Source organism: Bradyrhizobium sp. USDA 3311, from assembly GCF_054062495.1.
This window is the reverse complement of the sequence record NZ_JBSSFI010000001.1, coordinates 163,634-189,707: the sequence shown is the minus strand read 5'-3', so window position 1 is coordinate 189,707 and position 26,074 is coordinate 163,634. Positions and strand designations below refer to the sequence as shown.

The 26,074-nt window shown below is 59.5% G+C and carries 22 protein-coding genes and 6 pseudogenes; 18 read left to right on the top strand and 10 right to left on the bottom strand.

Annotation, left to right across the window (positions count from 1 at the left end):
• The 6 genes from ACVWW6_RS00910 (at window position 1) to ACVWW6_RS00885 (ending at window position 7,546) form a co-directional block, all read left to right on the top strand.
• Entirely contained in the window at window positions 1-1,152 is a 1,152-nt protein-coding gene (locus ACVWW6_RS00910; RefSeq protein WP_456679934.1) for a thiolase, read from the top strand.
• A gap of 189 nt (window positions 1,153-1,341) precedes the next feature.
• Window positions 1,342-2,187, top strand: a complete 846-nt coding sequence (locus ACVWW6_RS00905; protein ID WP_456679933.1) for a GNAT family N-acetyltransferase — start codon at window positions 1,342-1,344, stop codon at window positions 2,185-2,187.
• Window positions 2,188-2,283: 96 nt separating this feature from the next.
• Window positions 2,284-4,386, top strand: a complete 2,103-nt coding sequence (locus ACVWW6_RS00900; protein WP_456679932.1) for a 3-hydroxyacyl-CoA dehydrogenase NAD-binding domain-containing protein — start codon at window positions 2,284-2,286, stop codon at window positions 4,384-4,386.
• Window positions 4,387-4,572: 186 nt separating this feature from the next.
• On the top strand, window positions 4,573-5,778 hold the full coding sequence (gene pimC / locus ACVWW6_RS00895; RefSeq protein WP_456679931.1) for a pimeloyl-CoA dehydrogenase large subunit: 1,206 nt from the start codon (window positions 4,573-4,575) through the stop codon (window positions 5,776-5,778).
• An 84-nt stretch (window positions 5,779-5,862) separates the two neighbouring features.
• Complete coding sequence (locus ACVWW6_RS00890) at window positions 5,863-7,020, top strand: acyl-CoA dehydrogenase family protein (RefSeq protein ID WP_456679930.1); 1,158 nt, start codon at window positions 5,863-5,865, stop codon at window positions 7,018-7,020.
• A gap of 34 nt (window positions 7,021-7,054) precedes the next feature.
• The gene (locus tag ACVWW6_RS00885) at window positions 7,055-7,546 is read left to right on the top strand and encodes a PaaI family thioesterase (RefSeq protein ID WP_456679929.1); all 492 of its coding nucleotides are present in this window, start codon (window positions 7,055-7,057) and stop codon (window positions 7,544-7,546) included.
• A 60-nt stretch (window positions 7,547-7,606) separates the two neighbouring features.
• Here ACVWW6_RS00885 and ACVWW6_RS00880 read toward each other — a convergent pair.
• Window positions 7,607-8,182: pseudogene (locus tag ACVWW6_RS00880) on the bottom strand (IS66 family transposase); the annotation flags it as partial.
• 108 nt (window positions 8,183-8,290) lie between these two features.
• On the opposite strand from ACVWW6_RS00880, the gene tnpA (ACVWW6_RS00875) reads away from it, so the two are divergent.
• The 3 genes from tnpA (ACVWW6_RS00875) to tnpC (ACVWW6_RS00865) all read left to right on the top strand — a co-directional run bounded on the left by tnpA (ACVWW6_RS00875) (window position 8,291) and on the right by tnpC (ACVWW6_RS00865) (window position 10,685).
• On the top strand, window positions 8,291-8,731 hold the full coding sequence (gene tnpA / locus ACVWW6_RS00875; RefSeq protein WP_456679928.1) for an IS66-like element accessory protein TnpA: 441 nt from the start codon (window positions 8,291-8,293) through the stop codon (window positions 8,729-8,731).
• A complete protein-coding gene (tnpB, locus tag ACVWW6_RS00870; RefSeq protein ID WP_456679927.1) occupies window positions 8,728-9,084 on the top strand; it encodes an IS66 family insertion sequence element accessory protein TnpB in 357 nt (118 codons plus the stop codon). Before tnpA (ACVWW6_RS00875) ends, tnpB (ACVWW6_RS00870) begins: the two co-directional genes overlap by 4 nt.
• A 122-nt stretch (window positions 9,085-9,206) precedes the next feature.
• On the top strand, window positions 9,207-10,685 hold the full coding sequence (gene tnpC / locus ACVWW6_RS00865; protein WP_456683105.1) for an IS66 family transposase: 1,479 nt from the start codon (window positions 9,207-9,209) through the stop codon (window positions 10,683-10,685).
• A 42-nt stretch (window positions 10,686-10,727) separates the two neighbouring features.
• On the opposite strand, the pseudogene ACVWW6_RS00860 reads toward tnpC (ACVWW6_RS00865), so the two are convergent.
• From ACVWW6_RS00860 to ACVWW6_RS00830, 7 genes and pseudogenes are all read right to left on the bottom strand, one after another.
• Window positions 10,728-11,016, bottom strand: a pseudogene (locus ACVWW6_RS00860) (IS66 family transposase); the annotation flags it as partial.
• Between the two features lie 256 nt (window positions 11,017-11,272).
• Window positions 11,273-11,521, bottom strand: a pseudogene (locus tag ACVWW6_RS00855) (ATP-binding protein); the annotation flags it as partial.
• Between the two features lie 122 nt (window positions 11,522-11,643).
• Entirely contained in the window at window positions 11,644-12,669 is a 1,026-nt protein-coding gene (locus tag ACVWW6_RS00850) for a tyrosine-type recombinase/integrase (RefSeq protein ID WP_161532258.1), read from the bottom strand.
• The gene (locus ACVWW6_RS00845; RefSeq protein WP_161532257.1) at window positions 12,666-13,643 is read right to left on the bottom strand and encodes a tyrosine-type recombinase/integrase; all 978 of its coding nucleotides are present in this window, start codon (window positions 13,641-13,643) and stop codon (window positions 12,666-12,668) included. The genes ACVWW6_RS00850 and ACVWW6_RS00845 overlap by 4 nt, the downstream gene beginning before the upstream one ends.
• Window positions 13,640-14,653, bottom strand: coding sequence for a tyrosine-type recombinase/integrase (locus ACVWW6_RS00840; RefSeq protein ID WP_246740240.1), 1,014 nt, complete (start codon window positions 14,651-14,653; stop codon window positions 13,640-13,642). Before ACVWW6_RS00840 ends, ACVWW6_RS00845 begins: the two co-directional genes overlap by 4 nt.
• A gap of 334 nt (window positions 14,654-14,987) precedes the next feature.
• Window positions 14,988-15,386 (bottom strand): annotated as a pseudogene (locus tag ACVWW6_RS00835) (ATP-binding protein); the annotation flags it as partial.
• A pseudogene (locus ACVWW6_RS00830) lies at window positions 15,387-15,829 on the bottom strand (IS21 family transposase); the annotation flags it as partial.
• Window positions 15,830-16,319: 490 nt separating this feature from the next.
• On the opposite strand from ACVWW6_RS00830, the gene ACVWW6_RS00825 reads away from it, so the two are divergent.
• Entirely contained in the window at window positions 16,320-17,468 is a 1,149-nt protein-coding gene (locus ACVWW6_RS00825; protein ID WP_456679926.1) for an alpha/beta hydrolase family protein, read from the top strand.
• A gap of 22 nt (window positions 17,469-17,490) precedes the next feature.
• On the opposite strand, the gene ACVWW6_RS00820 is transcribed toward ACVWW6_RS00825, so the two are convergent.
• Window positions 17,491-17,973: a MarR family winged helix-turn-helix transcriptional regulator gene (locus tag ACVWW6_RS00820; RefSeq protein WP_456679925.1), complete on the bottom strand. Its 483-nt coding sequence runs from the start codon at window positions 17,971-17,973 to the stop codon at window positions 17,491-17,493.
• Between the two features lie 453 nt (window positions 17,974-18,426).
• On the opposite strand from ACVWW6_RS00820, the gene ACVWW6_RS00815 reads away from it, so the two are divergent.
• Window positions 18,427-19,944, top strand: coding sequence for a porin (locus ACVWW6_RS00815; protein WP_456679924.1), 1,518 nt, complete (start codon window positions 18,427-18,429; stop codon window positions 19,942-19,944).
• 301 nt (window positions 19,945-20,245) lie between these two features.
• Here the strand turns inward: ACVWW6_RS00815 and ACVWW6_RS00810 are convergent.
• Window positions 20,246-20,728: pseudogene (locus ACVWW6_RS00810) on the bottom strand (IS630 family transposase); the annotation flags it as partial.
• Window positions 20,729-21,138: 410 nt separating this feature from the next.
• Between ACVWW6_RS00810 and ACVWW6_RS00805 the strand changes: the two are divergent.
• From ACVWW6_RS00805 to ACVWW6_RS00775, 7 genes are all read left to right on the top strand, one after another.
• Window positions 21,139-21,426, top strand: a complete 288-nt coding sequence (locus ACVWW6_RS00805; protein WP_456679923.1) for an IS4/Tn5 family transposase DNA-binding protein — start codon at window positions 21,139-21,141, stop codon at window positions 21,424-21,426.
• Between the two features lie 22 nt (window positions 21,427-21,448).
• A complete protein-coding gene (gene tnpA, locus ACVWW6_RS00800; protein WP_456679922.1) occupies window positions 21,449-21,910 on the top strand; it encodes an IS66-like element accessory protein TnpA in 462 nt (153 codons plus the stop codon).
• Window positions 21,907-22,260, top strand: a complete 354-nt coding sequence (gene tnpB / locus ACVWW6_RS00795; protein WP_208089702.1) for an IS66 family insertion sequence element accessory protein TnpB — start codon at window positions 21,907-21,909, stop codon at window positions 22,258-22,260. The genes tnpA (ACVWW6_RS00800) and tnpB (ACVWW6_RS00795) overlap by 4 nt, the downstream gene beginning before the upstream one ends.
• A 50-nt stretch (window positions 22,261-22,310) precedes the next feature.
• Window positions 22,311-23,870 (top strand): IS66 family transposase, encoded by a 1,560-nt coding sequence (gene tnpC / locus ACVWW6_RS00790; protein WP_456679921.1) that lies wholly within the window; start codon window positions 22,311-22,313, stop codon window positions 23,868-23,870.
• Between the two features lie 29 nt (window positions 23,871-23,899).
• On the top strand, window positions 23,900-24,490 hold the full coding sequence (locus tag ACVWW6_RS00785) for a UPF0149 family protein (RefSeq protein WP_456679920.1): 591 nt from the start codon (window positions 23,900-23,902) through the stop codon (window positions 24,488-24,490).
• A 405-nt stretch (window positions 24,491-24,895) separates the two neighbouring features.
• Window positions 24,896-25,450 carry a hypothetical protein gene (locus ACVWW6_RS00780; protein WP_456679919.1) on the top strand — a complete coding sequence of 185 codons (555 nt, stop codon included), beginning with the start codon at window positions 24,896-24,898 and terminating at the stop codon, window positions 25,448-25,450.
• A 106-nt stretch (window positions 25,451-25,556) separates the two neighbouring features.
• On the top strand, window positions 25,557-25,763 hold the full coding sequence (locus ACVWW6_RS00775; RefSeq protein WP_456679918.1) for a hypothetical protein: 207 nt from the start codon (window positions 25,557-25,559) through the stop codon (window positions 25,761-25,763).
• Window positions 25,764-26,074 lie beyond the last annotated feature (311 nt).

Genomic DNA, 26,074 nt, shown 5'->3' with positions numbered 1-26,074 from the left:
ATGCGTCATCCACTCTGTGGAAAAACCGCTCTTGTCGGGATGGGTACCGCCGGCATCGGGGCGGCCCCCGGATTTTCGGCGATGGAGCTTTTGGGCCTTTCCGTCCGCGCTGCGCTGGACGACGCCGGCATGCGGGTCTCGGACATCGATGCAGTGTTCGCCGCCACGAATATCCATCCGTGTGCGTCAATGAGTGTGTCTGAATATTTGGGCCTGAAGCCAAGATATTTCGATGCGACAAACATCGGAGGCTCCAGCTTTGAGCTGCATTTATTGCAGGCAACGCTAGCACTGCAGGCAGGGCTCTGCAATGCCGCCTTGATTTGTTACGGCTCGAACCAGCTCACTGCCGGGGGGCGCCTTGCCTTCATGTCCGATCCACAATGGCATGAGACCTCGTACGACGCGCGGGGTCCCATCACTGGTTATGCGCTCGCTGCAAATCGCCACATGCACCAATTTGGCACGACGCGCGAAATGCTGGCTGATGTCGCCGTCTCGGCCCGGCAATGGGCAAATCTTAATCCCCAGGCCTTCGCCCGCGGTCCGCTAACCCGCGACAGCGTGCTTTCCATGCGCATGATTAGCGACCCGCTCACCATCGGCGACTGTTGCTTGGTGACTGATGGCGCCGCTGCTTGCATTATGGTGCGCTCTGAGCGGGCTAGGGATTTTCGGAAGGTGCCGGTCTACTTCCTTGGCGGGGCTGCTGCCAACTGGCACCGCTCAATCCAATCGATGCCTGACATCACCGTGACAGCAGCCAAAGAGAGTGGCCCGCGGGCTTTCACGATGGCGGGGCTTTCTCACTCGGATGTTGACCTAGTGATGCTTTATGACGCGTTCACGATCAACACCATCCTGTTCCTGGAAGATCTCGGTTTCTGTCCCAAGGGCGAGGGGGGCCGGTTCGTGCAGGACGGCCGTATAGCGCCTGGCGGTTCGCTCGCCGTCAATACAAATGGCGGCGGCCTGTCCTGTGTTCATCCCGGCATGTACGGCATGTTCCTGATCGCGGAGAGTGTGGCTCAAATCCGTCGGGAGGCGGGTGAGCGGCAGGTCAAGAATGTTGACATCGCGCTTCTGCACGGCAATGGCGGCACGCTATCGAGCCAAGTTACCGCCTTTCTTGGTTCTGAGGCGGCACTATGAAACGCGCGCAAAAGGAGCGGGTGCCTGGTTGGTAGGATGCGCTCGACCATGCCAATTCACTTCTCGCGCCAGAAATGCGGCGCGATAAGGACGATAGCAGCTGCCGTTTCAACCGCAGCTCGAACAACAGTTCTTTGCCGGCCTGTCCACAACAATCGGACCAGACGATGCAGAGGAACGGGATAGATCATGCCGAATACCGACATCAAGATAGCGAAATTCTCAACCGAGCACCTTGATGGCGCGCTGAAACTCACAGCTAAGGCTGGGTGGTCTCATCGTATGGACGACTGGGCGATGCTCCTGAGCCTGGGATGTGGTGATGTTGCCCTTCTAGACGGCGCGGTCGTGGGAGCGGTGTGCATGACGCTCTTTGAGGAGATCGCGACTATCGGTCTCCTAATCGTTCACGAAAGCATGCGCGGCCAGGGCCTTGGCAATCGTCTGATGAGGCTCGCGCTCGAAAAAGCAGAGGGACGCGAATGCCGTCTCATCGCAACATCCGACGGCTTGCCCCTGTACCGTAAGCTCGGATTTACGGAGGTTGAGACGATACGCGTGTTCCGGGGGATAGGCGAGCCCGTGACGGCCCCTGCCGACGTTGAATGGGCAACTCAGGATGATTTTGATCAGATCTCGGATATAGATCGCGAGGGGGCGGCGATTGATCGCCGGGCGCTCATCTGCGCAGTCCGGACAAAGGCGCGCTTCGCTGTCCTGCGCGAATTCGGAAAAGTCGTGGGGTACGCTGCGGTGTTACCATATGGAGGCGGCGAGGTCGTCGGACCGGTCATCGCCCGTAGCGTCGAGGGGGCCAAGCGCCTGTTGTGTTTCCTAGTATCCTGTCGTGCCGGCGCCACGCTTCGCCTCGATCTCCGTCCGGAAGCAGGACCGGCGGAGTGGCTGAATTCAATTGGGTTCGCGGAGACCGGTAGTCTCATCGCCATGCGTCGCGGCGAACCTCCTCAAACCGGCGATACCGGAACGACTTTCCACACGTTTGCGCTTGCAACGAATCAGTATGGTTTTCCTTGATCGAGCCGGGTTGCTGCGGCCACTTTCATCGCCGCACGCGGCCGGATCCGCAGTCGTTCGGCAAGGCGCCCACCAGAATCCACGACAGGAGAAACCATGCAAGTACCGGTGACTTATTCGGTAGACGGGGATATCGCCCTCATTCGCATCGAAAACCCACCGGTCAACGCACTCGGTTATGAGGTAAGACGCTGCATCATCGCGGCTCTTGATCGTGCCTCCGCCACTTCCTCCGTCAGGGCCATCGTGCTCAGCGGGAGCGGACGCACATTCAGCGCTGGCGCTGATATCACTGAATTCGGAAAGCTTTCGAATGAGTTCTCATTTTCCGAGCTCAATCGTCGATGCGAGACGCTTGCAAAGCCCATTGTTGCTGCAATCCACGGCTGGGCCTTGGGTGGTGGCTTTGAGATGGCGCTGTCTTGTCACGCACGCGTTGCTTCGTCCGAAGCACAACTGGGGCTGCCCGAAGTGAATCTCGGGCTTATCCCAGGCGCCGGTGGAACCCAGCGCCTGCCCCGCTTGATCGGCCCTTTGGCCGCTCTCGAGCTGATCGTTACAGGCAAGCAAATTGGCGCGTTGAACGCAGCAAAGATGGGAATTGTCGATCTTATCGTTGACGAAAATCTTCTGGATGAAGCAAAGGCTTACGCGCGGGCGCTCGCCGATGGCGGCAAGACGCTTCTTGCTCTGCGAGACCGCGATGAGAAGATCGCGGAGGTGCGTTCGGATCCGTCCGGCTTCGATGCACATGCGAAGGAGTTGACCAAACGCGCACGCGGGCTGGATGCCCCCCTAGCATGCGTGAAGGCGGTACGCATTGCGCTTGACACGCCATTCGACGAGGCGCTCCACAAGGAGCGCGCAATCTTCGACGAGCTCATGAGCGGGGTACAATCGAAGTCACAGCGCCATCTCTTCTTTGCCGAGCGCGAGGCGGCGAAGGTCGCCGGTCTAGGGAAAGACGTCAAGCCGCGGGATGTCCGTAAAGTAGCCGTCGTCGGCGCGGGTACGATGGGTGGTGGCATTGCGATGTCTTTTCTCAAGGGCGGCATCCCGGTCACTCTGTTAGAGATGAACCAAGAGGCCCTCGAGCGTGGTCTTGGCGTGATCCGGAAGAACTACGACATCTCCGTTGCGCGCGGGTCGCTTACAACGCAGGCGCGCGATCAGCGGTTTGCGAGACTCTCGGGGACGACGCGCTACGAAGATCTCGCCGAAGCAGACATCATCATCGAAGCTGTCTTCGAGGATATGCTTGTAAAAAAGGAGGTGTTCGTCAAGCTCGACAGGGTCGCAAAAAAGGGTGCTATCCTAGCGTCCAACACCTCGTACCTCGATATCAACGAAGTCGCTGCTGTGACGAGCCGTCCCGCCGACGTGCTCGGCCTACATTTCTTTTCGCCGGCAAATGTCATGCGGCTTCTCGAGATCGTGCGCGGCGATCAGACAACACCCGACGTGCTGGCGACAGCTATAACAGTCGCTAAGCGTATCGCCAAAGTACCTGTTGTCGTCGGCGTCTGCCACGGGTTCGTCGGGAACCGCATGCTGGCGGCGCGCTCGACCGAGAACGAAAACCTGCTTCTAGAGGGCGCTATGCCGGAAACCGTTGACAAGGTCTTCTCCGATTTCGGCTTCCCGATGGGGCCTTTCGCTATGCTCGATTTGGCCGGTCTCGACATCGGTTGGCATATGCGAAAGTCTCGGAGCGACAAGATATCAATTGTGGACACATTGTGCGAGGCTGGTCGCTTCGGACAGAAGACCAGCAAAGGTTTCTATCTCTACGAAGCGGGCTCTCGGACTCCAATGGCTGACCCCTGGATCAGCTTGCTCATTGAGGAGAAATCGTGCCAGTCCGGCATCAGCCGTCGTGAAATTCCGGCCCAAGAGATTGTTGAGCGTACAATCTATCCGATGATCAACGAGGGAGCCCGCCTCCTTGAGGAGGGCATCGCGGCGAGGCCTTCCGATATCGACCTTGTTTGGGTGAACGGCTACGGCTTCCCGATCGGCAAGGGCGGCCCTATGTTCTGGGCCGACCATGTGGGCCTTGCAAAGATCCTGGAACGCCTTGAGTACTGGCATAGAAGGACGCGCAAAGCCGTATTCGAGCCGGCGGCTCTCTTGAAAAGCCTCGTGCGCTCCGGCGACTCCTTTGCCGCTCTTCAGTTAAAGCTGCAAACCGTACCTTGAGGCACGTGCTCAGACGTACGATTGAAAAGCGATCGTAAAGCTAGAGGCGAGCATGCAGGTTGCAGTTATGGTGTCATCTCGCGGTATTCGGTTAGCTGTCATGCGCTAGGGACAAGCGGCACGGTGTTAGAAACCCGATAGGAATGCCGTTGGCGCATTCGAGTTTTTGTGGGGAGATAAGGCAGGATGGATCTAAGTTTTACGAAGGACGAACTCGCCTTCCGCGACGAAGTTAGAGAATTTATTCGGAGGGCTCTTCCTGTCGATATACGCGACAAGATCATCGATGGCCGCCATCCGAGCAAGGAGGATATGGTGCGCTGGACGCGAATCCTCGCTGAGAGAGGGTGGGGCGTACCACATTGGCCAGTTGAGCATGGCGGCACGGGTTGGAGTTCGATCAAGCAATACATCTTCACCGAGGAGATGAGCCAAGCACCGGCGCCAGCTCCGCTCGCCTTCGGCGTCAATATGGCCGGACCCGTCATCTATACCTTCGGCAGCGATGAGCAGAAGAACCATTTTCTGCCACGCATCGTGACGCTCCAAGACTGGTGGTGCCAGGGTTTCTCGGAGCCGGACGCAGGCTCTGACCTCGCCTCGCTAAAGACGCGCGCGGTGCGCGACGGCGAACACTACGTCGTGAACGGCCAAAAGACGTGGACGACACTCGCGCAGTATGCCGATTGGATGTTTTGCTTGGTGCGCACGGACCCGGAAGCAAAGAAGAAGCAGCTGGGAATCTCTTTGCTGCTGATCGACATGAAGTCACCTGGCATTGCGGTTCGTCCCATTCAGACGATCGACGGCGGCCACGACATCAATGAGGTTTTCTTCGACAATGTCCGCGTGATGGTCGAGAGGCGCGTGGGAGAAGAGAATCGTGGCTGGGAATACGCGAAGTTTCTGCTTAGCAACGAGCGTGTTAGTCTCGCCAGTATCGGCGCATCGAAGGAGCGTATCCGGCGTATCAAGAATCTGGCCGCCCGTCAGACCGACGGCGGTGAGCGCCTGATTGATCAAGCCGACTTCCGCCAGAGGGTCGCGGCGGTCGAAATCCAGCTAAAAGCGCTCGAAATAACGCAACTTCGCGTGCTCGCCAGCGATAATAAGCGCTGGGCGGGCACACAGGACCCGGCAAGTTCAATCCTCAAGCTAAAGGGATCGGAGATTCAGCAGGCCACGTCGGAGCTGCTGATGGATATCGTCGGGCCCTACGCGCAGCCCTATCACTCGGAGGAGGAACTGGAACATCGCGATAAACCGTCGACAACTCCGTCTTGGGCCGCACCCATCGCTCCTTCCTACTTCAATATGCGGAAGGTTTCAATCTATGGCGGTTCCACCGAGATCCAGAAGAACATCATCGCCAAGGCAATCCTTGAGCTTTGAGGTGTTTCATTGTTTCGGACGCCCAAAGGCTCCTGCACCCCCCAGCCTAGAAGTCGAATCTGAGTATTACGAAGGTGTTAGCATATGAATTTTGATCTTTCCGAAGAGCAGCGACTGCTCAAGGACAGTGTCTGGCGACTAACAGCCGATCAGTATAGTTTTGAGGACCGCCGCAGATATCAGCGCGCCGAGTGCGGATATAGCAAGGCCATGTGGAAGCGCTACGCGGATCTCGGGCTCCTAGCGATCCCTTTTAGGGAGGAATACGGCGGTTTCGGCGGGGGGCCGATCGAGACTATGATCGTGATGGAAGCTTTCGGAAAGGCGTTGATTCTAGAGCCGTATTTCGCCACCGTAGTACTGGGCGGTGGGATCCTTAGGCATGGCGCAAGCGATGCGCAGAAAACGCAACTCATCCCCGCTATTGCCGATGGTAGCATGACAATTGCATTTGCCTATGCCGAGCCACAGTCGCGCTATGACCTCTTTGATGTCAGAGCTGAAGCGAAAAAGGACGGGAGCGGTTGGGTGCTGAATGGGGCCAAGGGGCTCGTTCTTCATGGCGATACGGCGGACAAGATCATCGTCTCGGCAAGGACGTCAGGAGCATCACGAGAAAAGAATGGCATCGGTCTGTTCCTCATTGAGGGGGACGCGACGGGCCTCGCGCGTCACGGCTATCCGACCCAAGATGGGCTCAGAGCAGCCGAAATTTCGCTCAAGAATGTACGGGTGCAAGCAGACAATGTCATTGGAGACCCAGGCGCGGGCTTTCCGGTCATCACGCGCGTCGCGGATGAGGCGGCCGCGGCACTCTGCGCGGAAGCGGTAGGCAGCTTAGGCGAGATGCAAGCAATCACGCTCGAGTATTTGAAGACACGTAAGCAGTTCGGCAGAACAATCGGGTCTTTCCAGACGCTCCAGCATCGATCTGTCGACATGTTCGTCGAACTGGAGCAGTCGCGATCGATGGCGATGTATGCGGCGATGATGGCAAGTGAAGCGGAGGCGAACGACCGCGAGCGAGCAGTCTCCGCAGCAAAGGTTCAAATCGGCCATTCGTCAAGGGAAATCGGTCGCCAGTCAATACAGCTTCATGGAGGTGTGGGCATGACGATGGAGTACCGGATCGGGCACTATTTCAAACATGTTACAATGATTGACGCGTTGTTTGGCGACGCCAATCATCACATGCGCCGCCTCGCAGCCCTAGGAGGCCTCATCAGCGAGGAGCTTGAATGACCTTCTTTGTTGGCTGCCGCGTTCGGAGCGCCAAATGAATGACGCGGATAACAACAACAGTATGACCCTGCTCAAACGGGCTGAGCTGAAGGCGGCCACTGGGGGCGAGTTCGAGGGATGGCGCACCTCGATATCAGATGTGTTTTTGGACCATGCCGGCCCTTTTTGGCATCGGCTGCAGGCTGATGGAACGGTACGCTGCGCCTTCCGCGTGCAGAAGAAACACCTCAATGGTGCTGGCAACGTCCATGGCGGCTGTTTTTTGTCATTTGCAGATTACTGCCTTTTTGCCATTTCAGATGCGCTGTCGAATGGGGTTACCGTCTTCTTGTCCAGCGAATTCCTCAACGCGGCACGCGAAGGAGAGCTGATCGAAGCCACCGGCGAGATCACCCGCAGCGGTGGCTCCCTGACCTTCGTCCGAGGCCAAATGAAGGCTGGCGAGCGGCTACTATTTACCTTTTCCGGCGTGATCAAGCGCCCGAAGCCAAAGTCCCGACCGGAAGCTGAGGCGACCTCAATCTAAGACAGTCAGCTATCACTGTCCCGGCCAACAGTCATCGTCGCATGATAGCGGCGCGTCGGCCCGCGTAGTGCCGGCGAAGGTCCAGTTGCGCCTTCCCAATGCGATGCCCCGCAAAGCTCTTTCGGCCGCGTTGTTGCTGACGCAGATCCTGCCATCGTCTAGGAAGCGGGCGAAGTCGTCCCAGCCTGAGTCTGTAGTTCATGGCTTCAGGACCTCGGAAGAGCGCGAGAGGGTTTCGCGCTCACGCAGCAACCAGGCGTGCGTGTCGTCGAGAAAGCGTTTTGTTCTTCTCTTGGCGCACGGCGCACCGCTCGTCCGCGCCGCGGCCGTTGATGGCGCGCTCGATCTCGAACCGCGCGTCCAGACGCCTGACCGCCTCCAGCGCGATCGGGGAGACCGGTATGTCTTTCTGGCTTTCCCGGGCGGTTTTCTCGATGTCAGCCAGTTCGAAGAGGCCCCCGCCGCGCATGGGTGAAACAAAATGCCAGCGTGAACGGCACCGCTTTCCCATGCGGATCGAACAATGGCTTGAAGCCGCTATACCAAACGGCTTGCAGGATGCCGGCGAAGGCTGCGCAGACACTTCTGCGGGTGCTCACCTCGCCGGTCGCTCGAGGCGCAATAGATCACCGCCGGCGCTCAAGCCCGGCGGAAGCTGGTCATCCGTAAGCGCTGTTCATCGGCCACCTACCGGATGACGGGGTGATCTGCGAGTCTGCGGTTGTTTGAACCGTTAGGCTTAGAATGGACACAGTGCGTAGTGCTATCACGGAGCCGGTGCGTCGGCTTGAGGTCTTCACTGGAGCCGGCCGTCGGCGGAAGTGGAGCGACGAGGACAAGGCGCGGATTGTTGCGGAGATCGTGGCGAGCGGCGACTCGGTGTGTTCGGTAGCGCGACGGCATGGATTGTCGCCGCAGCAGTTGTTTGGCTGGCGCCGTCAGTTGCGAGAAGCAGCGGGCGGTCATTCCGAAGCAGAAGAAGTACAGTTTGTGCCGGCGGTGGTGGATGCCGTAGTGCCGGCGGCCGCTCTTGGCCGTGAGCGCAAACCGGTGCGTTGCAAGCCCAAGCTGGATGCTGCCGGGATAATTGAGATCGAAGTCGACGGCATCACGATCCGGGCCGGTCGTGGTGCGGACCCAACGATGATTGCGTCGATCGTTCAGGCGCTGAAGGCGAGCCAGTGATCGGTCCGTCGGGTGCGGTCCGGGTGATGGTGGCGACCAAACCGGTAGACTTTCGTAAGGGCATGGAGGGGCTTGCGACCCTGGTGCGCGAGAGCATGGGGGCTGACCCATTCTCGGGAGCTGTCTATGTGTTCAGGGCCAAACGGGCGGATCGGATCAAGCTGGTGTTCTGGGACGGAACGGGTTTGTGTCTGTTCGTCAAAAGGCTCGAGGATGGGATCTTCCGCTGGCCGAAGATCGAGGACGGCGTGATGCGTCTGTCGGCGGCGCAATTGTCGGCGCTGCTGGAGGGGCTTGACTGGCGGCTTGTGCATGAAGCACGGGCGACGCCGGCGCCAACACAAGCGGGATAGTTGTTGGCGGCGCTGCGGCGAAGTGAATCAGGAGCGTCGGACGCGTCGCCAGATGGCGGCGAATATGCTCTGAATTGGGTGTGAGCGACGCCCTGCCTGACGATCCCGAGACGCTGAAAGCGATGCTGCTTGCCGAGCGGTGCGAAAGCGAACGGCTGCGTCAGATCATCAAGGAATTGCAGCGACATCGTTTTGGCCGGCGGGCAGAGACGCTGCCTGAAGATCAGATGCTGCTAGGTCTGGAAGACGTCGAGCAGGTGGCAGCGTACGGCGAGACGGCGCAGGACGTCAGCGCACCTGAAGGCCGTGATGCGCGGGCTCGCAAGCGCCGCGGCAACCGTGGCGCCTTGCCGGCGCATCTGCCGCGGATCGAGGTCGTTATCGACATCGACAATAAGATCTGTCCCTGCTGCCAAGGCGAGTTACATCGGATCGGCGAGGATAGAAGCGAGCGGCTGGACCTGGTCCCGGCGCAGTTCCGGATCCTCGTGACGCGGCGTCCCAAATACGCCTGCCGTGCTTGCGAGGACGGTGTCATGCAGGCGCCGGCCCCGACCCGGTTGATCGAGGGCGGACTGCCGACCGAGGCCACCGTCGCCCAGGTTCTTGTCTCCAAATATGCCGATCACCTGCCGCTCTATCGGCAGGCGCAGATTTACGCCCGCCAGGGCATTGAGCTCGATCGTTCGACGCTGGCGGACTGGGTGGGGCAGGCAGCCTTCCACCTGCGTCCGTTGCATGAGCGCCTCCTTGGCAAGCTCAGGCAACGGCCAAAGCTGTTCGCCGACGAGACGACGATGCCGGTGCTCGATCCTGGCCGTGGGCGCACCAAGACCGGTCAGCTCTGGGCCTATGCGGCGGACGACCGGCCCTGGGGCGGCGCCGATCCGCCGGGCGTCGCCTATGTCTATGCCCCCGACCGCAAGGCCGACCGACCAATCGCCCATCTGGCAGGCTTCAAGGGGATCCTGCAGGTCGATGGCTACGCCGGCTATGGCAAGCTGGCTGAGCGTGGCGGCGTCCAGCTTGCATTCTGCTGGTCACACATGCGGCGTAACTTCTACGAACTTGCCGCCCCTGGCCCCGCGCCCATTGCGAGCGAGGCGCTCAAGCATATCGCCGCGTTCGATACCATCGAGAAGGACATCCGTGGCCGCAGCGCCGAGGAGCGCCGTCTCGTTCGGCACCAGAAAAGCCGACCGCTGGCGGAAGCCTTCGAACGGTGGCTCCGCGCAAAGCTCGCACTGATCAGCCAAAAGGGCAAGCTGGCCGACGCCATCCGCTATGCGCTCTCACGCTGGGAAGGTCTGACGCGCTTTATCTATGATGGCCGTATCGAGCTCGACAATAACGTCGTCGAACGTTCGATCCGTCCGATCACGCTCAACCGGAAAAACGCGCTGTTCGCAGGCTCCGACGGTGGTGCCGAGCATTGGGCCATCATCGCCGCGCTGGTTGAAACCTGTAAGCTGAATGACGTCGATCCGCTCGCCTACTTGACCGACGCGCTCACCAGGATCGTCAATGGCCATCCGAATAGTGACATCGATCAGTTGCTGCCGTGGGCCTATCGCCGTTACGACCTCAAAGCTGTGGCCTGAAAACAGCGCTTACGGTCATCCCGCGCCTAAGGTAGATTGTTCGGTCGTGCACTTGCGCTTGGTCAGGATGCGGATGGTGGTGTCGTCGCCATGCAGGCGCTCGGCGACAGCACATGGCGTTCAAGCAGCTGGAAGAGCGGCACGACGGCGAAGGTACCGCCAACCTGGTCGTTGACGACAGCAGGTCGATCCTCTCCGTCCTAAAAGCGCACACTCTGGCTGTTGAGCGCGATATGCATGCCGAACCTGTCGAACAGGACCGTCGCCAGCAATTGCGGCCCGATGAAGCCGTGCGGCGGGCATGGAAAGGTGCCGGCGGCTGGCTGATTGCGGATTCCGACGAAGTCGCCCGGGTGTACCGATATGAAGTCGCTCGGGGATTCCGAGACGATGTCGTCCACCTTTCCGATTTGATCTCGCCCGGTGACGAGGCGTTCTGGCCTGCTGGTTCTCTGGCATCGGTCAAGCCGCGTGGTCAATCTGGAATCGCGACTTCAACCTGTTTTTCTTCTTCTGCGGTTGCTGTGGGCATGTGGGCAACGCCTGGCGTTGTCCAAGTGAAGCGGCATGTCCACAGCGTTAGGGGCTTAGGTCTTTCGGGCGGATTGCCGAGTTCGGCGCAGGCTCTCGCCGGTGAGATCGAGCCGATGGGCATTGTGGACGAGGCGATCGAGCACGGCGTCGGCGTAGGTGGGATCTCCAATGAGCAGATGCCACTGGTCCACGGGGAGCTGGCTGGTGACGATGGTGGAACGGTGACCGTAGCGATCTTCGAGGATTTCCAGGAGGTCATGACGGGCGGCGGCATCGAGCGGTTCGAGCCCCCAATCGTCCAATCACGTTGAGCTCAACGTGACTCGACTTATGTGCAGCGCGCAGTGATGTGGAGTTGAGGGTTGACAGTCGGCGCTGGTCCGGTTTTTGACAGCCCCCAACTCCACATAATTTACCCTGTAGGTCATAGCCTCTTCAGCCAATCAACAATGTTGATCGCCGCAGAAGAGACGTGCCCGGCGCGAGGCGGTGCGAGGATCTCGGGGAACACCTGCATAAGCGCTTGGCGTTTTAGATCGATGTCCGCCCTTGCATAGATCATGGTTGTGTTCAGCGACGAATGCCCAAGCCATTGGCTGATGGTCGCGAAGTCGACTCCCGCCTTCAGGAGAAAGATGGCGGTCGTATGCCGCAAGGAATGGGGATGAATCCGCTTCTGCTGCAGCGTGCGGGTTGCGTTGGCTCCGGCCGTGATGTGCTTCTTGAGCAGGTAACGAACGCCAAAGCGGGTCAACTTGTTGCCCTGGCGGTTCACGAACAGCGGAGCGTCGCGGCCTCCCGAATGAGCAGCACTGTTCGACAGTTCTTGCAGAAGTCGTGCGGTTTGCGGCCAAATTGGACACAATCGCGTTTTGTCGCCCTTGCCGCGCAGCCGGATTTGATGAGGAGGATCAGTGCGGATGTCGCACGGCCGCAGATCGAGGATCTCCTGAACACGGGCTCCAGTGTTGAGCATCAGTGCGAACAATGCATAGTCGCGCTTGCCCCGTTCTGTGGACCGGTCGATCGATTTGAGCAACGCTTCGACTTCCTGCGGCTCAAGGTATTCGATCGGCTTGCTCCGCGCGCCGCGTTTGAACGGTACGCCTAGCACGCGCTGCAGTTCGGCGAGATAGGCGGGCTGTTCGGTTGCCAGAAAGCGAGAGAACGTATGCAGCGCCGCAAGCCGCGCATTGCGAGTGGCTACTCCATTGTGACGCTCAGCCTCCAGAAACGCCAGGAAGTCCTGCACCTGCTTCGCCGTGAAATCGACAAGATCGAGATCCTCGATAGCCTTGGCCGTTTGCGACGAAGTAAAGCGCAGGAACAGAACGAGTGCATCCCGGTAGTTGCGTATGGTGTGTCGGCTGGTGCCCCGGAGCGTCGGCAGATACTCTCGGAAGAAGCGCTCGATGCTCTTGCCGAGCTCGTTAGGTCTTTGGGATCTCATGCGGCACCTCCTGTGATGAGGTGGCCGAAATGCCTCTCGAGCCGATCGCTGGCCGCAGCAGAAAGTTGTGGAATCCAACGGAGGTAATAGGCAGTCGAAACAATTGAGACGTGCCCCATGTACATCGCAAGCTTTGGCAGATTGGATTGGACATCCGCCCCTTGCTGGTACCATCGCAACAGCGACCCAACGGCAAAGCTATGACGAAAGTCATGCACCCGCGGGATTCGCCCGTCGGGGCCTCGAACGTTGGCAATTTGGAATAGCGTTTGGACTCCTTCCCGCAGTCCGGTACCTGTGTAGCCGCGCACGCACCCCTTGGTATTGCAAAGTAAGGGTGAATCCGCCGAATGGCTCAAAGGTGATCGAAACCGCTTCCTGAGGTACAACCTCAGCTCCCGACAGGCATCCGGCGACAACGGGACGATCCGCGACTTGTGGAACTTCGACGCACGAATGTGCAAAATGCCATAGCGGGCATTGACGTCGGCCAAGGTGAGACGCAGCAGTTCGCCCCTACGGAGCCCCGCGGTGTAGAGCAGGACCACGGCAAGTCGCATCACCGCTGGCCGCAGCGGCGAACTTGACGTCGGAGCCAAACGATCGGCTATGGCCAACATCCTGGCGACTTCGGCCGCCCCAAAGATGATCGGCGGTGCATGGGGGCTCCGACGTGGGAAGCGATTGATATCCGGAACGAAACAACTTGGCTCGGTACGCTGACGATAGAGACAAAAGTTGCGCACGATACGCTGGCGATTGCGCCGCGTGTTTGCAGAAAGATGACCTTGAGACACGCACCATCCCTCGAAGAGCGCTTGATCGAGGTCAGTACAGGTGTTCTTCTCCAGAAATAGACGCAGAGCGTCGATTACGCGCTCCTCATGAACATAGCCGCGCCCGAGTGAACGTTGCCTCTGCAAATAACGGTCAACCGCTTGGTTGAACGCGCTCGCCGATAAGGTCGCGCTCATGCTGCGTCCTCCTCGATGCCGATGGTCGCCGTTGGCAGAGGAAGCGCGACCTCTCGTAGGGCCCCGGTCTGCAGCCGGAGATAGACACAGGTGCTCTCCAGAGTTCGATGGCCGAGCAGATCACCGATCACCTTGATGCCGACACCACGATCGAGCAGACGCATCGCAAACGAATGGCGCAGGCAGTAGGAGGATGTATCCTGCAGCGGCAGACCGCTCTGACGTGCGCGCTTCTGGTAGAGATCGCCTATGGCGTAGTGCGTGAGGGGACCTACCGGGGTGCTTGCGCGGAGGAAAAGTTCGCGGTGCGCCCCGCCGGGCCGGCCGCGGCGCAGATAGCGCCTGAGGATGCGTATGGTTTGTTCGGCTAGAGGAAGCGCCAGATCTGATCTGGTCTTACACTGCTTGACGCGGAGCGTCCGGCTATCCCAATCGATGGAGCCAGGCGTCAGTGCGATGATCTCGGAGGGCCGCAGGCCGTAATGCGCCATCAAATGGAGGATCGCGTAGTCTCGCCAGCCAAGCCGCTCCGATCGGTCGATGGAGCGCAGCAGCCGCTTTACAAGCGGCCAAGCCAGAGCTCGAGGCGGTCGTTCACCTCGGTAGGCGCGCGGCGCGTCAATTGCGTCGAGCCGTTGCCGGATCTCGCCCTGGTCGAAGCAAAACCTAAGAAAGGCGCGGAGGCGAGCGACAACGTGCTGTAGGGTTTGTCGCTTAATGCGCCGCGCATTGGTCATTACGAACCGTTCGACTGTGGCAGCTGACAACGCATGCAGCGGGGCGCCAGCTGGCAAAGCGTGCGCGAGCAAGCACTTCACTGTTGCGATGTGCTGTTCCACGGTCGCGCTGGTAAGGCCACGCACCTCCGATAGATGCCATCTGTAGCGATCAAGAAGCGCTGAGAACGGCTCGGGTATTGGTTCTTTGACGAACAGCCGTCTCGCGATGAGAAAACGTTCAACGGCGCGTCGGGTGCCTTGCAATGATGCGGGGGCAAATGCTTGCGACAAGAACCCTCCCGAAACGCCGGTATCGCAATCAAGCCGCGTTGAACACATCCGGTCGAGAGCTTCCTTTAGGCCTCGTACGTGGTGGCAGGCCGTAGATCGGGCGTAGCCAGCCGAGATGAGCCAAGTAGCGAAATCTTCCAACAAAGTGCCATTGGGCGATGCCGTGTAACCCGCGTGAACCTTCCGGAATAAGTGTTCGAGCATGGTTGCCTCCTTCGGATGAACGAGAGAGAACCACGCTACCGTCGTCAGTTATGTTGAGTAGGGACGGTCGAAGCGGCTGTTAATAGCGGGGAGATCTATATCGCTCCACATCACTGCGCGCTGCACATAAATCGAGGATCAGCAGATCGACACGGCCGAGGCCGCGCAATAGGCGTGGATGGCGGCCGTCGCCGCGGGCAAGCGCCAGATCATCGAACAGCCGCGGAACACGTTGATAGAGCACGGAGCGATTGTCACGGCAGGCCTTGTGGCCGAGCGCCGAGGCGAGCCAGCTCTTGCCGACGCCCGCCGGGCCGCAGATCAGCAGGTTGGCATGGTCGTCGATCCAGCGTCCCTCGACAAGCTTGGCAAACAGTGGGCGGTCGAGGCCGCGCGGGGTGCGGTAGTCAATGTCGTCCACGCACGCCTGCTGGCGCAGCTTGGCGTAGCGCAAGCGAGTGGCGAGCCGTTTGTCGTGCCGCAGCGAGGCTTCACGTTCGAGCAGCAGAGCAAGCCATTCGGCGTGACCGACGCCGTCGCCCGCGTAGTCGACAAACAGCTTGTCGCCAGCCACGTGCGCCTGGCGCATCGTCACCGACAGGCGTCCCTCCCAGGCGCGGTAAAGCTCGCAGAAGCGCGAGTACCGGTATCCGCCCGGCTCGGCGCCGACGTATTCCTCCCACAGGATCGACAGCGTCACGTGCTTGCGCTTGAGCTCGCGGTGCATCGCCGCCCAGTCGGGCTCGGCGATGCGGCGATGACGCTGCCGGTTACCGCTGCCAGTCTTGGCGAACAGGCGGGCCTCCAGGGCCGCGTCCGTGAGTTCGTCGGGCAACGGCCAGCTCAGGCCTGCGGCCTCGAACCGCCGGATGGTCAGGCGCACGTCGAGGGCGCCGCGCCCATCCGCCGAGCAATCTCGCGGCTCGGCAGTCCAGCCGCCTTCATCCTGATCACATCGCGCACACGGCGCATCGCAAGCCTCTCCGTCGGCATCCAGGGTCCCCCTTCGCAAAGCCGAAAGGGGACCATAAGGGAGCCAGAAGAGGCCTCGTCACCCGGGCGACATCATCCCGGAACGGTGGGCGACATCATCTCGGAATGGGTGGGCGACTTTAAATCGGAAAGGTGGGCGAGATCATCTCGGAATGCTGGGCGACATCGAGCGGAATCCACAGGCTGTTCTTCTTGCAATCGCGACAGGTGAGCTTTTTTCCCGCACCGTCTCGATAAGCGTTCCTCTCGCCGGATGTCTTGCAGCTAGCAAGTGGAGCGACTCTAGGCGCATAAAAACCTCGCGCGACCGCCTTCAACCGGGGAATTTCGAAGTCGAGACGTTCTCCATTGGGATATTTCGACGCTCGCCTTTGGTAAATTGTTACAAGGGGATAAAACACCGTAACGCCCGGAAGCGAATTCTCTAAGAATAAGTCGACCTCCGTAGGAGCAGCTGAATGACGGGCGGATGCTGTGCGAAGATGTGGGATCTTCAGCGAGGGGCAAATCGATGGAGTTTGGTGGTTGGCCTCATGTCAGACGCGATCTGGCGTCCGCGCGACAGAGGGCTTCAGCGTTCCTGGACAGTCTACTGCTAGAGGATGATCCCGCCCAATCGACACGGCAAAAGTGGGTCGCAACTTGGGCCGGGACCGGAGATGCGTATTGCCGTCTTGCTGACCTCAACATTAACAAAAAAGAGTACCACGAAGCCAGGGAGGCTTGGCTTTGCGCGCTCACTGCCTTCGAGGTTGCCAGGAGGCTAGTTGCTGGTGATGATTTGCAAAGGGCGGACGTTTCAGCCAAAGCCGAGGCTGGCCTTCAACGGATTGGACTGTCCGGCCATGAAGTGGAGAGCGTAAAGATAGCGTGCGGCGATCTTGGGGGCTTTTCCGCGTACTACCTGCCTGCTGTAACTCCAAATTCGCGCGCGCCTGCAGTCATTTGCGTTAGCAACGAAGAAGAGAAAGGAGTGACGTTACTAGGCAGGCTGTTGCCTGTGATGATTGGCCGGCGGATGTCCATCCTAGTTGTCTCCCACGAGGACATCGCAAATCGCGAACACGGTGGATCCGAGATCGCATTGTCCCATTGTTTTGATCATTTGTCGGTTCGTTCTGATGTTGATAGTAGTCGTATCGGCGTTTATGGAGACGGCTTATCGGCTCCTTTAGCTACTGATTTTGCCGCTTACGATCGCCGCATTGCTGCGGCGGTTTGTGATGGTGGTATCTGGAAATGGACGCGTTCTCTAAGATCCATCGATTGGATGACGTCGACCGACGAAAGCGCAAATAGTCATGTGTTGCCGGGGCGTCGCTTGCCGCTTCCTCGAATGCCGAATTGTCCAATACTAGTGGTAGCCGGTGGGCGCGGCATTGTTAGCGTGTCCGAGGCCATCAAACTACAGGCCGTTTGTATCGCGGCCCGCATGGACATCGACTTGATCGTGCCTCAACTCTTAAGAGGAGGCCGCGGTGATGAGGTTGATAACTTTGTAACCTCAGATGACTGCATCTTCAGATGGTTGGACCGGGTACTTGTCGGCTACAAGCGCTCGACCTCTCCCTTTGGCGAGGCAATCAATCTTTGCGAGCAGGCGAAATTGACGACTTGATGCGGCACTGATCGATTTAGGCCTACAACACGCCAATACTCAGCTTTTGCGATGCCACTCGGCTATTCTTCGCGATCGAGGTTAGCCGCTTGTTGAGATAGTCGAGTGATGCCTCGTCCAGCCCCTCAAACAGCGCAGAGTTCAGAGCTTGCCTCTTAGCAGATAGCTTCGAGACTTCTCCTCGAGCCTTCTCGGTTAGGGACATTTGAACGAACCTTGCATCATCTGGCGACGGCTCGCGCGCCAGAAACTCCATGGTTTCTAGCTTTTTCGTTTGGTTGGTAACGAACGCGGGATGGATTCGAAGTTTGTTCGCAACGGCTATCCCCGAAACACCGCGACCATCATCGAGCTCGTCGATGGCCATGAGGATCAACCACTGCGGCTCGGTCAAACCCAGCAGTTCGGCCCAGCTTTTGTGTATTTGCTCAATATGGGAATGGATCTCGACAACATTCCAGATGAAGTCTTTGACGGCCCTGTCCATTGTTGGTTTTTCAGCCATTTTGGTTGTTTCACCAAATCATAGTGACTGGCGCCTTCCCTACACCTATCTCGGTTCGGTCGGTGCCGAAAGCCTCCCTACAGCATGGTTGCCATGTAAGAAATAAATTGATTTTTACAATTAAGTTCGATCTACTAACTTCTCGGATCGTTGAGGGTGTCTTCGGCGGGCCATGTAGAGAATCTCCAGGAGAGCCTCTGGGATGCCCCCCGGGGGTTCTTTTTTTGTTATATTTCGCCTCTGCAGGTGTGAGTCACTAAAATGCCACAGGTTGGCGCCGTCTTGCCATTGTTGATATTAATTAATTGATACAATTGTTTTGTTCAACTACAACTCGGTTGACGGAGAGGGGGCGCCTCGACGTCTCCGTCAAGCACCCGCCCAATCGGTGAGGCTAGCAGCGGCGGATCTTTGAAGGACGGAAACGGCGTTTCCAACTTGGAGGTTTCAACGATGAAATTGATGAAGAGTCTTGTCATGGGTTCAGCGGCAATGTTCGCGAGCGCGGGGGCGCATGCGGCCGATCTTCCTGTGAAGGCAAAGGCAGTTGAGTACGTAAAGATCTGCTCGCTGTATGGTGCTGGCTTCTACTACATCCCCGGCAGCGACACTTGCATCAAACTGGGTGGCTATGTGCGCGGGACAACCGCGCTGGGCACGAACAGCGTCTGGGGTGCCGCTGCCAACGGTGTCGCTGGTGCACACAACCGCCTCAGCAACTACTATACGGCGCAATCTCGCTTCGACTTCAACGTTGATACGAGGACCGCGACTGAGTATGGCGTGCTTCGCACATACGCCGAGTTGGCGTTCACCTGGACCGGGGGCGGCTATTCTGGCGCTGGTACGAGTGCCATCAATGGCTCAACGGCCTACACGACGTCGCCCGCTTCTCAGGTTTCTGGCGGTGGACTGTCCGTCTACTACGCCTTTATGCAGTTTGCCGGTTTCACGATCGGTAGAGCGCAGTCGCAATTCTCCTCTCCTTGGACCAACTATCCTGGAAACGCCTTCGATGGCATGCCCGGCGGCGCTGGATGGGAGGCTGTCAATCAGTTCGCGTATACTGCTGACTTCGGCCAGGGCATTACCGCCTCCTTCTCGGCCGAGGATCAGGTTATCCGTACGACCAACATCTGGAACGTTAGCGGGGCGACGGCTGCAGGTCTTGCCACGGGTACATACGGGGCTGGCGATATCGGCGGCTCGCGGTCTCCCGATCTCGTAGCTATGCTGCGTGTCGATCAGGCGTGGGGCCTCTTCCAGGCCTCGGTCGCCGCGCATGACAATCATGCTGGCTATTATGGTGTCGATGAAACGACCGGGCATCCAAGTGACAAGTGGGGTTGGGCTGGTCAGCTCGCATTGTCAATCAAGAACGTCCCAACCGGTGCCGGTGACACGATCAACGTCCAGGGTGTCTACACCAACGGTGCAAGCGTTTACAATTTCCAGCAATATATGCCGTCCACCTTTGCGATCTATAGCGGTACGGGGGTGCCAGGAGGTTACCAGAGCTTGGGTCTCGGCGGCGTTTCTGACTCCGTCTTCGTCGCAGGCGCCGGCCAGCAACTGACCACGACTTACGGTTTCAACGGCGCGTACACCCACAATTGGAACCCATACTGGAACACTGCCATCTTCGGTGGCTGGGGTGCCGTGCGTTACAACAACACAGCCAAGGGATATATCTGCGGCGCGTTCGTGGCGACGCTTGCGTTGTCGAGCGGCCTTCCTGGTTGCAATCCCGACTTCAACTATTCGGTCGTCGGCGTAGCGACGCGCTGGAATCCCGTCAAGAACCTGACCTTCTCGACCGAACTTGCTTACACGATGCTCGACCAGAAATATGCGAGCGGAAGCACGGTCGCCTTGCCGGTGCAGGCTGGTATCGCCAAGCCGGCGGCAACCTACGAGCTGAAGGATCAGAGCAGCCTGCAGCTGATGTTCCGCGCGCAGCGCAACTTCTAAGTCTTCTGTCAAACCAGCAAAGGAGAAGTGGCTCTATCGAAATAGGTTAATCTCCAAGAAGGCCTCCGGCATGCCCGCCGGAGGCCTACGATTTGGCGAGATTAGTTGGTGAGCATGAAACCAAAATCCCCTGGCTTCCTTGTGCAATTCGCGTGGCTAGTCGAGCTGAGCACTCAGACTGCATCACTGCTGCGCCTGAATCCCCCGGTGCAAAGTGCAAGGGGACGGCTCCGCTAGCGTGGTGACTCTAAAGCTTGTTTCGCAAGGGTGACTTTTTCGAGGATTGGGCCGCGGACTTTGTCGGGATCGTATTGTGGTTCTTCAGGCATTCTATAATGGCGTTCTTGAGTTCGGCAACGCTTCTTGAAAGCACCGCGGCGAATGCGGTTTCGGGTGATCTCGGCGAAGAAGCGCTCAACCATGTTGAACAAGGAAGCCAAGGTCGCCGTGAAGTGAAGACAGAAGCGTGGATGCGCCTTTGAGCCTGCGCTTTACAGCCGGCGCTTTGTGGGTGGCAAGTTGTCGACGATCAGGCGGAGGCCGATGATCGAGCAGCTTGAGAAAGCGCAGGAGCTCTCGATGCGGGTGGTGTGGCATGCAGGCCCCGATAGTCCGGCATGTTGAGCGCCGCGAACAGGGTCGTGGTGCCAATGCGCTTGTAGTCGTGGGTCATGGTGCCAGCGCGACCCTTGTTATTGGCAGGCCGGGCTGGGCCCGATCGAGGGCCTGGATTTTGGCTCTTTTCATCGACACACAGGACCAGCGCCTTGCTGGGGGGGTGCAGTAGAGCCCGACTGCGTCCTCCGAAAATCTTTGTCGCGGGAGTATGGCTAGCTACGGCAAGCTCCAGGAAAGATCTGAGACAATACCGCTGAGATACCGAGCCATCGCATGGGCCCGAATCGCGCTCCCTGCGCCAGGACGGCCTGAAGGTGCGCTACTGTTCCTCCCGGCGACTACGACATTGCTGGACGCTTCCGTGCGTAGTGTAATGACAATGCGGCTGCACGAGGTCGCTGCTAGCGGCCGCCGTCGTCTAACCCGCTGAAGATCGTCAAACAGTAAGCCTCCGGTGGGGCTTTCAATTACCCATAACTTTGACCACTCGAGCTGATCCGCTGATCGACGAAATCTTGAATCGAAAGAATCACTTGTGATTCCTTGCTGAGCACCTGATTCGCGAGGGGGTGCTCTATGAGGCTGACATTGAGGGATCGATCGACAAAAGGCTGTTTGCGGTCCTTGGACGGGGAATGTTGGATTGATCGAGAGAGTAATGGATGCGAGTTTAGGGACGCGCGGCTCGGCGACAGATTCCGCAAACTGCTCACGCAGATTGGAAGCGCGATGGGACAAAGCATTCCGCTCGTCTGCCAGGATTGGGCGAATACCAAGGCAGCCTACCGCTTCTTCTCTAACGTAACCGGCATGAGGCCCCCACCTAGCCACCCCTCGGCTTGCGCGCGATACAGCCTGGCATGAGCTGATCGGTGGAGGTGGAACGATGGCAAATGCCATGCTTGATGCCAGGCAGGAAGATGACTCCTATCGTCGCGTCGAGGTGATCACTGGGGAGCGCCGACGGCGTCGGTGGACGGGCGAGGAGAAGGCCCGGATCGTGGCGGAGAGCTTTGGGGAGAGTGCGAACATCTCCGAGGTTGCGCGGCGCAATGGCGTTTCGCGGGGGCTGCTTACGGTGTGGCGACGCCAAGTTGCGGCGGCGGTGGCGGGCAAGGCGCCGAGCTTCGTGCCAATCCAAATTGGTGCCGAGAGCGGTAGCGGGACAGCCGGCGAGCCCGAGCGTATTTCGCGGCTACAGACGAAGCCTTTGGAGATCGCCGCGCCGCCGGCCAAGGTTTGCGGGGTTGTCGAGATCGAGGTGAACGGGGCGCGCATCCGGGTCGAGCCGGGCGTGAAGCTGGCGACGCTGTCGACCGTGCTGGCGGCGCTTCGGGGCATCCGGTGATTGCGCTACGCTCTGACCTCAAGGTGGTGCTGGCGACACAGCCGGTCGATTTCCGCAAGTCGGTGCATACGCTGTCGGCATTGGTGAGCGAAGCGCTGCGGGCGAACCCGTATTGTGGCGACGTCTTCGTGTTCCGCAGCAAACGCATGGACAGGGTGAAGCTTCTGGCGTGGGACGGCAGCGGCATGGTGCTGGTGACGAAGTGGTTGCACCAGGGGCACTTCACCTGGCCGCCGATCCGCGACGGCGTGGTGCATCTCAGTGCGACGCAGCTCGCGATGCTGCTCGACGGACTCGAGTGGACGCGCGTCTCACCCAAGCCTGTGAAGCAGCCGGCCGTTGTCGGCTGAGAGGAGAGGATTTCGCTGGAGCCTGTGGCGCGCGGATGTATGGTCCGTTCATGGCGATTCGCCCGGACGTTCTCCCGACTGATCCAGCCGCTCTAACCGAGATGGTGCTCGCGCTTGACGCCGAGAACGAGAAGCTGCGTGTTGCGATGCAGACGCTCAAGGAGATGATCTTCGGGAAGCGCTCGGAACGGCTTGCCACGCTCGTGGCCGAGCAACTTGCGCTTGAGCTTGACGATCTTGAGACCAGTGTCACGCCGCCTGCAGCTGCCAACGACGATGTGTCTGCGGCGAAGCCGGCCGATAAGCCGCGCAAGAAGGCGCGCCGCAACATCGGCGCGTTGCCCAAGCATCTGCCGCGCTGTGAGCAGGTCCTGGAGCCGGAGGTGACGGCCTGCCCGTGCTGCCAAGGCCAGCTTCACAAGATCGGCGAGGACGTCAGCGAGGTGTTGGACGTGATCCCGGCGATCCTGCGCGTGCTGCGCACGATCCGTCCCAAATACGGCTGCCGCGGCTGCACTGATGGCGTGGTCCAGGCGAAAGTGCTGCCGCGCCTGATTGAAGGCGGCATGGCGTCGACGGCCCTCGTGACCCACGTGGTGGTCTCGAAGTTCGCCTGGTATTTGCCGCTGTACCGGCAGGTTCAGATCCTGGCCGGCCAGGGCATCCATCTTGACCGCGCGACACTCGCCGGTTGGGTCAAACGTGCCGCCTGGTGGCTCAGGAGCCTTTATGAGCTGCAGCTGCGGATGATTCAGGCCGCGCCGCGCGTGTTCTGCGATGAGACGCCGATGCCGGTGCTCGATCCCGGACGACATCGCCCCCGCATCTGCCAGTTCTGGGCGCATGCTATGGATGACCAGCCATGGGGTGGCCCCTCGCCGCCGGCGGTTGCCTACGTATTCGCCGACGGCCGTGGCACCAAGGAGATCGCCCGACAGTTGACGGGCTTTTCCGGCATTCTGCAGGTGGACGGTTATGCCGCCTACAAGGCGCTGGCCCGCGGTCATGGCGGCGCGATCCAGCTCGCCTTTTGTCTCGCCCATGCCCGACGCAAATTCGTCGAGGTGTACAAGACCACCCAGTCGCCATTCGCGCGCGAGGTGATTGAACGGCTGCAGGCGGTCTATGCGATCGAGGCAGTGATCCGCGGCAGTAGTGCGGAGCAGCGGCTGGCCGCCCGCCGCACCAGGAGCGCACCCTTGATGGCGGCGCTCAATGCGCGACTGACCGAGATCGTCGGCCAGCTGTTCTCCCAATCGAAGCTGACAGAGGCGATCAACTATGCGCTCAATCACTGGGACGGACTGACGCTGTTTCTCCGCGACGGCCGCGTCGAGGTCGACTCCAACACAGTCGAGCGTTCCATGCGCCCGATTGCCATGGGAAGACGCAACTCCTTGTTCAGCGGCAGCGAAGGCGGCGCCGAGAGCTGGGCCATCCTGGCGTCGATCGTGAACACCGCAAAGCTCCATGAGCTCGATCCGCAGGCCTATCTGACCGACGTGCTGGAGCGCATCGTCTCCGGGCGAACCAAGAGCCATCAACTGCACGAGTTGCTTGCCTGGCACTGGAAGGCGGCGCGCCAGCGCACCGCACAGGCCGCTGCGTGAGCCCACGTCGCCATAAAGCATCGTCATCGATGGCCGCCGCCGCGATGCCACTTGCGGAACTCGAGCGATGGCTGCAGGCTCGCGTCGATCAGCATCCTGCCGCCACCAATCTCCCCATGCTCGACGGCTACGTCGCCGCAATCGTGGCCGGACCGGTGTCGATGAGCCCACTCGACTGGATCTGCCCGCTGCTCGCCATCGATGCCGATGCCTTCAACCACGGCGGCACCCCGGAGTTTGCAGCCATATCGGCCGTCGCGCTGCGCCACAATGACATCAGCAACACCCTCTCGACCGCACCCGACAGGTTCGCGCCGATGCACCGGCGCAAACCCAGTGGAGACGTCGATCCGCGACCATGGTGCCAAGGCTTCTATGCCGCGATGCGGCTCAAGCTATCGGCGTGGGCGCCGTTGCTGGACGCCAGCAACGTCAATCGCGGCCTACTTCTGCCCATCCTGCTGCACTGTCGCGACGATCAGGGCCGTCCGCTGCTTGGACCACCACGAAGCGGTCGCGAGACCAAGAACTTTCTGCGTAACGCCCACGCCGATATTCCGGCGGCGGTCGAGGCCTTGCGGCAATACTGGATGCCGATCCGCTACGCCCGCGCTCGCTGATCACCGCGCACGTGGGAGCTCATACCGGTTACTCTCTAACGACCGGGTCAGCGAAGCGGACATTCTGGCCGGCGATTTCCAATCAACACATGATCGTGCCGCCGCCACTGGAGATCTCGTTCTTGTGCTGCACGATACAACCGAGTTCAGCTATCAACGCGAGAAGTCAGAAGCGATCGGCATCACCAAGAGCATAAACACTGGACGGGATAAGGCAGGTCGCCTCAGATCGCACACGGTTTGCGGAATCCTGATGCATTCGAGCCTCGCGGTTACAATCGAGGGGGTGCCGCTGGGGTTGGCGGCCGTTAAGTTCTGGACACGGAAGAAATTCAAGGGGACGGCAGCGCTTAAAAAGAAGATCAATCCGACCCGGATTCCCATCGAGAAAAAGGAAAGCGCCCGGTGGTTGGAAAATCTGAGGCAGTCTACGCAACTCTTGATCATCCGGGACGATGCATCCATATTGGTGATCGTGAGAGTGACATCTACGAACTCTTCTGCGCAGCACAGGAGATCGGAACCCATTTCCTAATCAGGACCTGCGTCGACCGCTTGGCTGGAGACGGGGATCACACCATCGCCGACGAAATGGACGAGGTCGCCGTCAAAGGGCTCCATCGCATCGAAGTCAGAGACAGCAACGGCGATCCCGACCAAGCCGTTCTTGAGATCAGGTATCGCAAGATTCGAGTTCTGCCGCCGATCGGAAAGCAGAAGCGTTATCCCGCTCTGACCCTGACAGTGATCCATGCCGAAGAGCGCGGGACGCCGAAAAACAGAAAGAAGATCGATTGGAAGCTGATCACTGACCTGCCTGTTGGTTCCCGCACCGACGTCATTGAGAAGCTCGAATGGTATGGTTTGAGGTGGAAGATCGAGGTGTTCCACAAGATCCTCAAATCGGGCTGCAAAGCTGAGGAGTCGAAGCTTAGGACCGCCCAGCGTCTGACCAACTGATCTCGCTCTTTTGCATCCTGAGTTGGCGGGTCTTCTGGATGACGATGCTCAACCGTTCCGCCCCAGACGCACCACCAACCCTCGCGTTGACTGCGACTGAATCGGCGTGCTCGATCGCCTCGTCAACGACAAACCAAGAGCAAGACGGAAAACGCTCTCGCACTATCTGATCAAGATTGCCCGGCTCGGCGGTTATCTCGCCCGCGCCAGCGATCCGCCGCCCGGCAATACGGTCATGTGGCGCGGCCTGTCACGCCTCACCGACATCGCGCTGGGCCCCGCCACGGTCGGAGGAGAATTTGTGGGTAATTGAAAGCCTCACCGGACGGTTACGTCAAACAGGCAAAAGACGCTGGATTTGATCGCCGAACTGCCGCTGATTGCATCAATCAAGATTAAATTCTCGCTTAGAAATCCTGGCGAGGCGACCGAATAGAGTGCGCCGCTTCGCGAAGGGAGCGCACATCAGAGGCACACTCTGGCGCCTAGTACTTCATAGATACCACGAGAAACGGAATTTGTGACGGCAGAGCACCTCCTCTTGGGACCCGCATAGGACGCCCGTCCGCTGAAATTCAACAATGGTGACCCTTCGTGTGCGGAATTTGAGCGTCAATTCCGGAT

Bases quoted from the DNA above. Each gene is read 5' to 3' on its own strand.
- ACVWW6_RS00910 (WP_456679934.1), top strand. From the start codon at position 1: ATGCGTCATCCACTCTGTGGAAAAACCGCTCTTGTCGGGATGGGTACC.
- ACVWW6_RS00905 (WP_456679933.1), top strand. From the start codon at position 1,342: ATGCCGAATACCGACATCAAGATAGCGAAATTCTCAACCGAGCACCTT.
- ACVWW6_RS00900 (WP_456679932.1), top strand. From the start codon at position 2,284: ATGCAAGTACCGGTGACTTATTCGGTAGACGGGGATATCGCCCTCATT.
- pimC (WP_456679931.1), top strand. From the start codon at position 4,573: ATGGATCTAAGTTTTACGAAGGACGAACTCGCCTTCCGCGACGAAGTT.
- ACVWW6_RS00890 (WP_456679930.1), top strand. From the start codon at position 5,863: ATGAATTTTGATCTTTCCGAAGAGCAGCGACTGCTCAAGGACAGTGTC.
- ACVWW6_RS00885 (WP_456679929.1), top strand. From the start codon at position 7,055: ATGAATGACGCGGATAACAACAACAGTATGACCCTGCTCAAACGGGCT.
- tnpA (WP_456679928.1), top strand. From the start codon at position 8,291: ATGGACACAGTGCGTAGTGCTATCACGGAGCCGGTGCGTCGGCTTGAG.
- tnpC (WP_456683105.1), top strand. From the start codon at position 9,207: ATGCTGCTTGCCGAGCGGTGCGAAAGCGAACGGCTGCGTCAGATCATC.
- ACVWW6_RS00850 (WP_161532258.1), bottom strand. From the start codon at position 12,669: ATGAGATCCCAAAGACCTAACGAGCTCGGCAAGAGCATCGAGCGCTTC.
- ACVWW6_RS00845 (WP_161532257.1), bottom strand. From the start codon at position 13,643: ATGAGCGCGACCTTATCGGCGAGCGCGTTCAACCAAGCGGTTGACCGT.
- ACVWW6_RS00825 (WP_456679926.1), top strand. From the start codon at position 16,320: ATGCTGTGCGAAGATGTGGGATCTTCAGCGAGGGGCAAATCGATGGAG.
- ACVWW6_RS00820 (WP_456679925.1), bottom strand. From the start codon at position 17,973: ATGGCTGAAAAACCAACAATGGACAGGGCCGTCAAAGACTTCATCTGG.
- ACVWW6_RS00815 (WP_456679924.1), top strand. From the start codon at position 18,427: ATGAAATTGATGAAGAGTCTTGTCATGGGTTCAGCGGCAATGTTCGCG.
- ACVWW6_RS00805 (WP_456679923.1), top strand. From the start codon at position 21,139: ATGAGGCTGACATTGAGGGATCGATCGACAAAAGGCTGTTTGCGGTCC.
- tnpA (WP_456679922.1), top strand. From the start codon at position 21,449: ATGGCAAATGCCATGCTTGATGCCAGGCAGGAAGATGACTCCTATCGT.
- tnpC (WP_456679921.1), top strand. From the start codon at position 22,311: ATGGCGATTCGCCCGGACGTTCTCCCGACTGATCCAGCCGCTCTAACC.
- ACVWW6_RS00785 (WP_456679920.1), top strand. From the start codon at position 23,900: ATGGCCGCCGCCGCGATGCCACTTGCGGAACTCGAGCGATGGCTGCAG.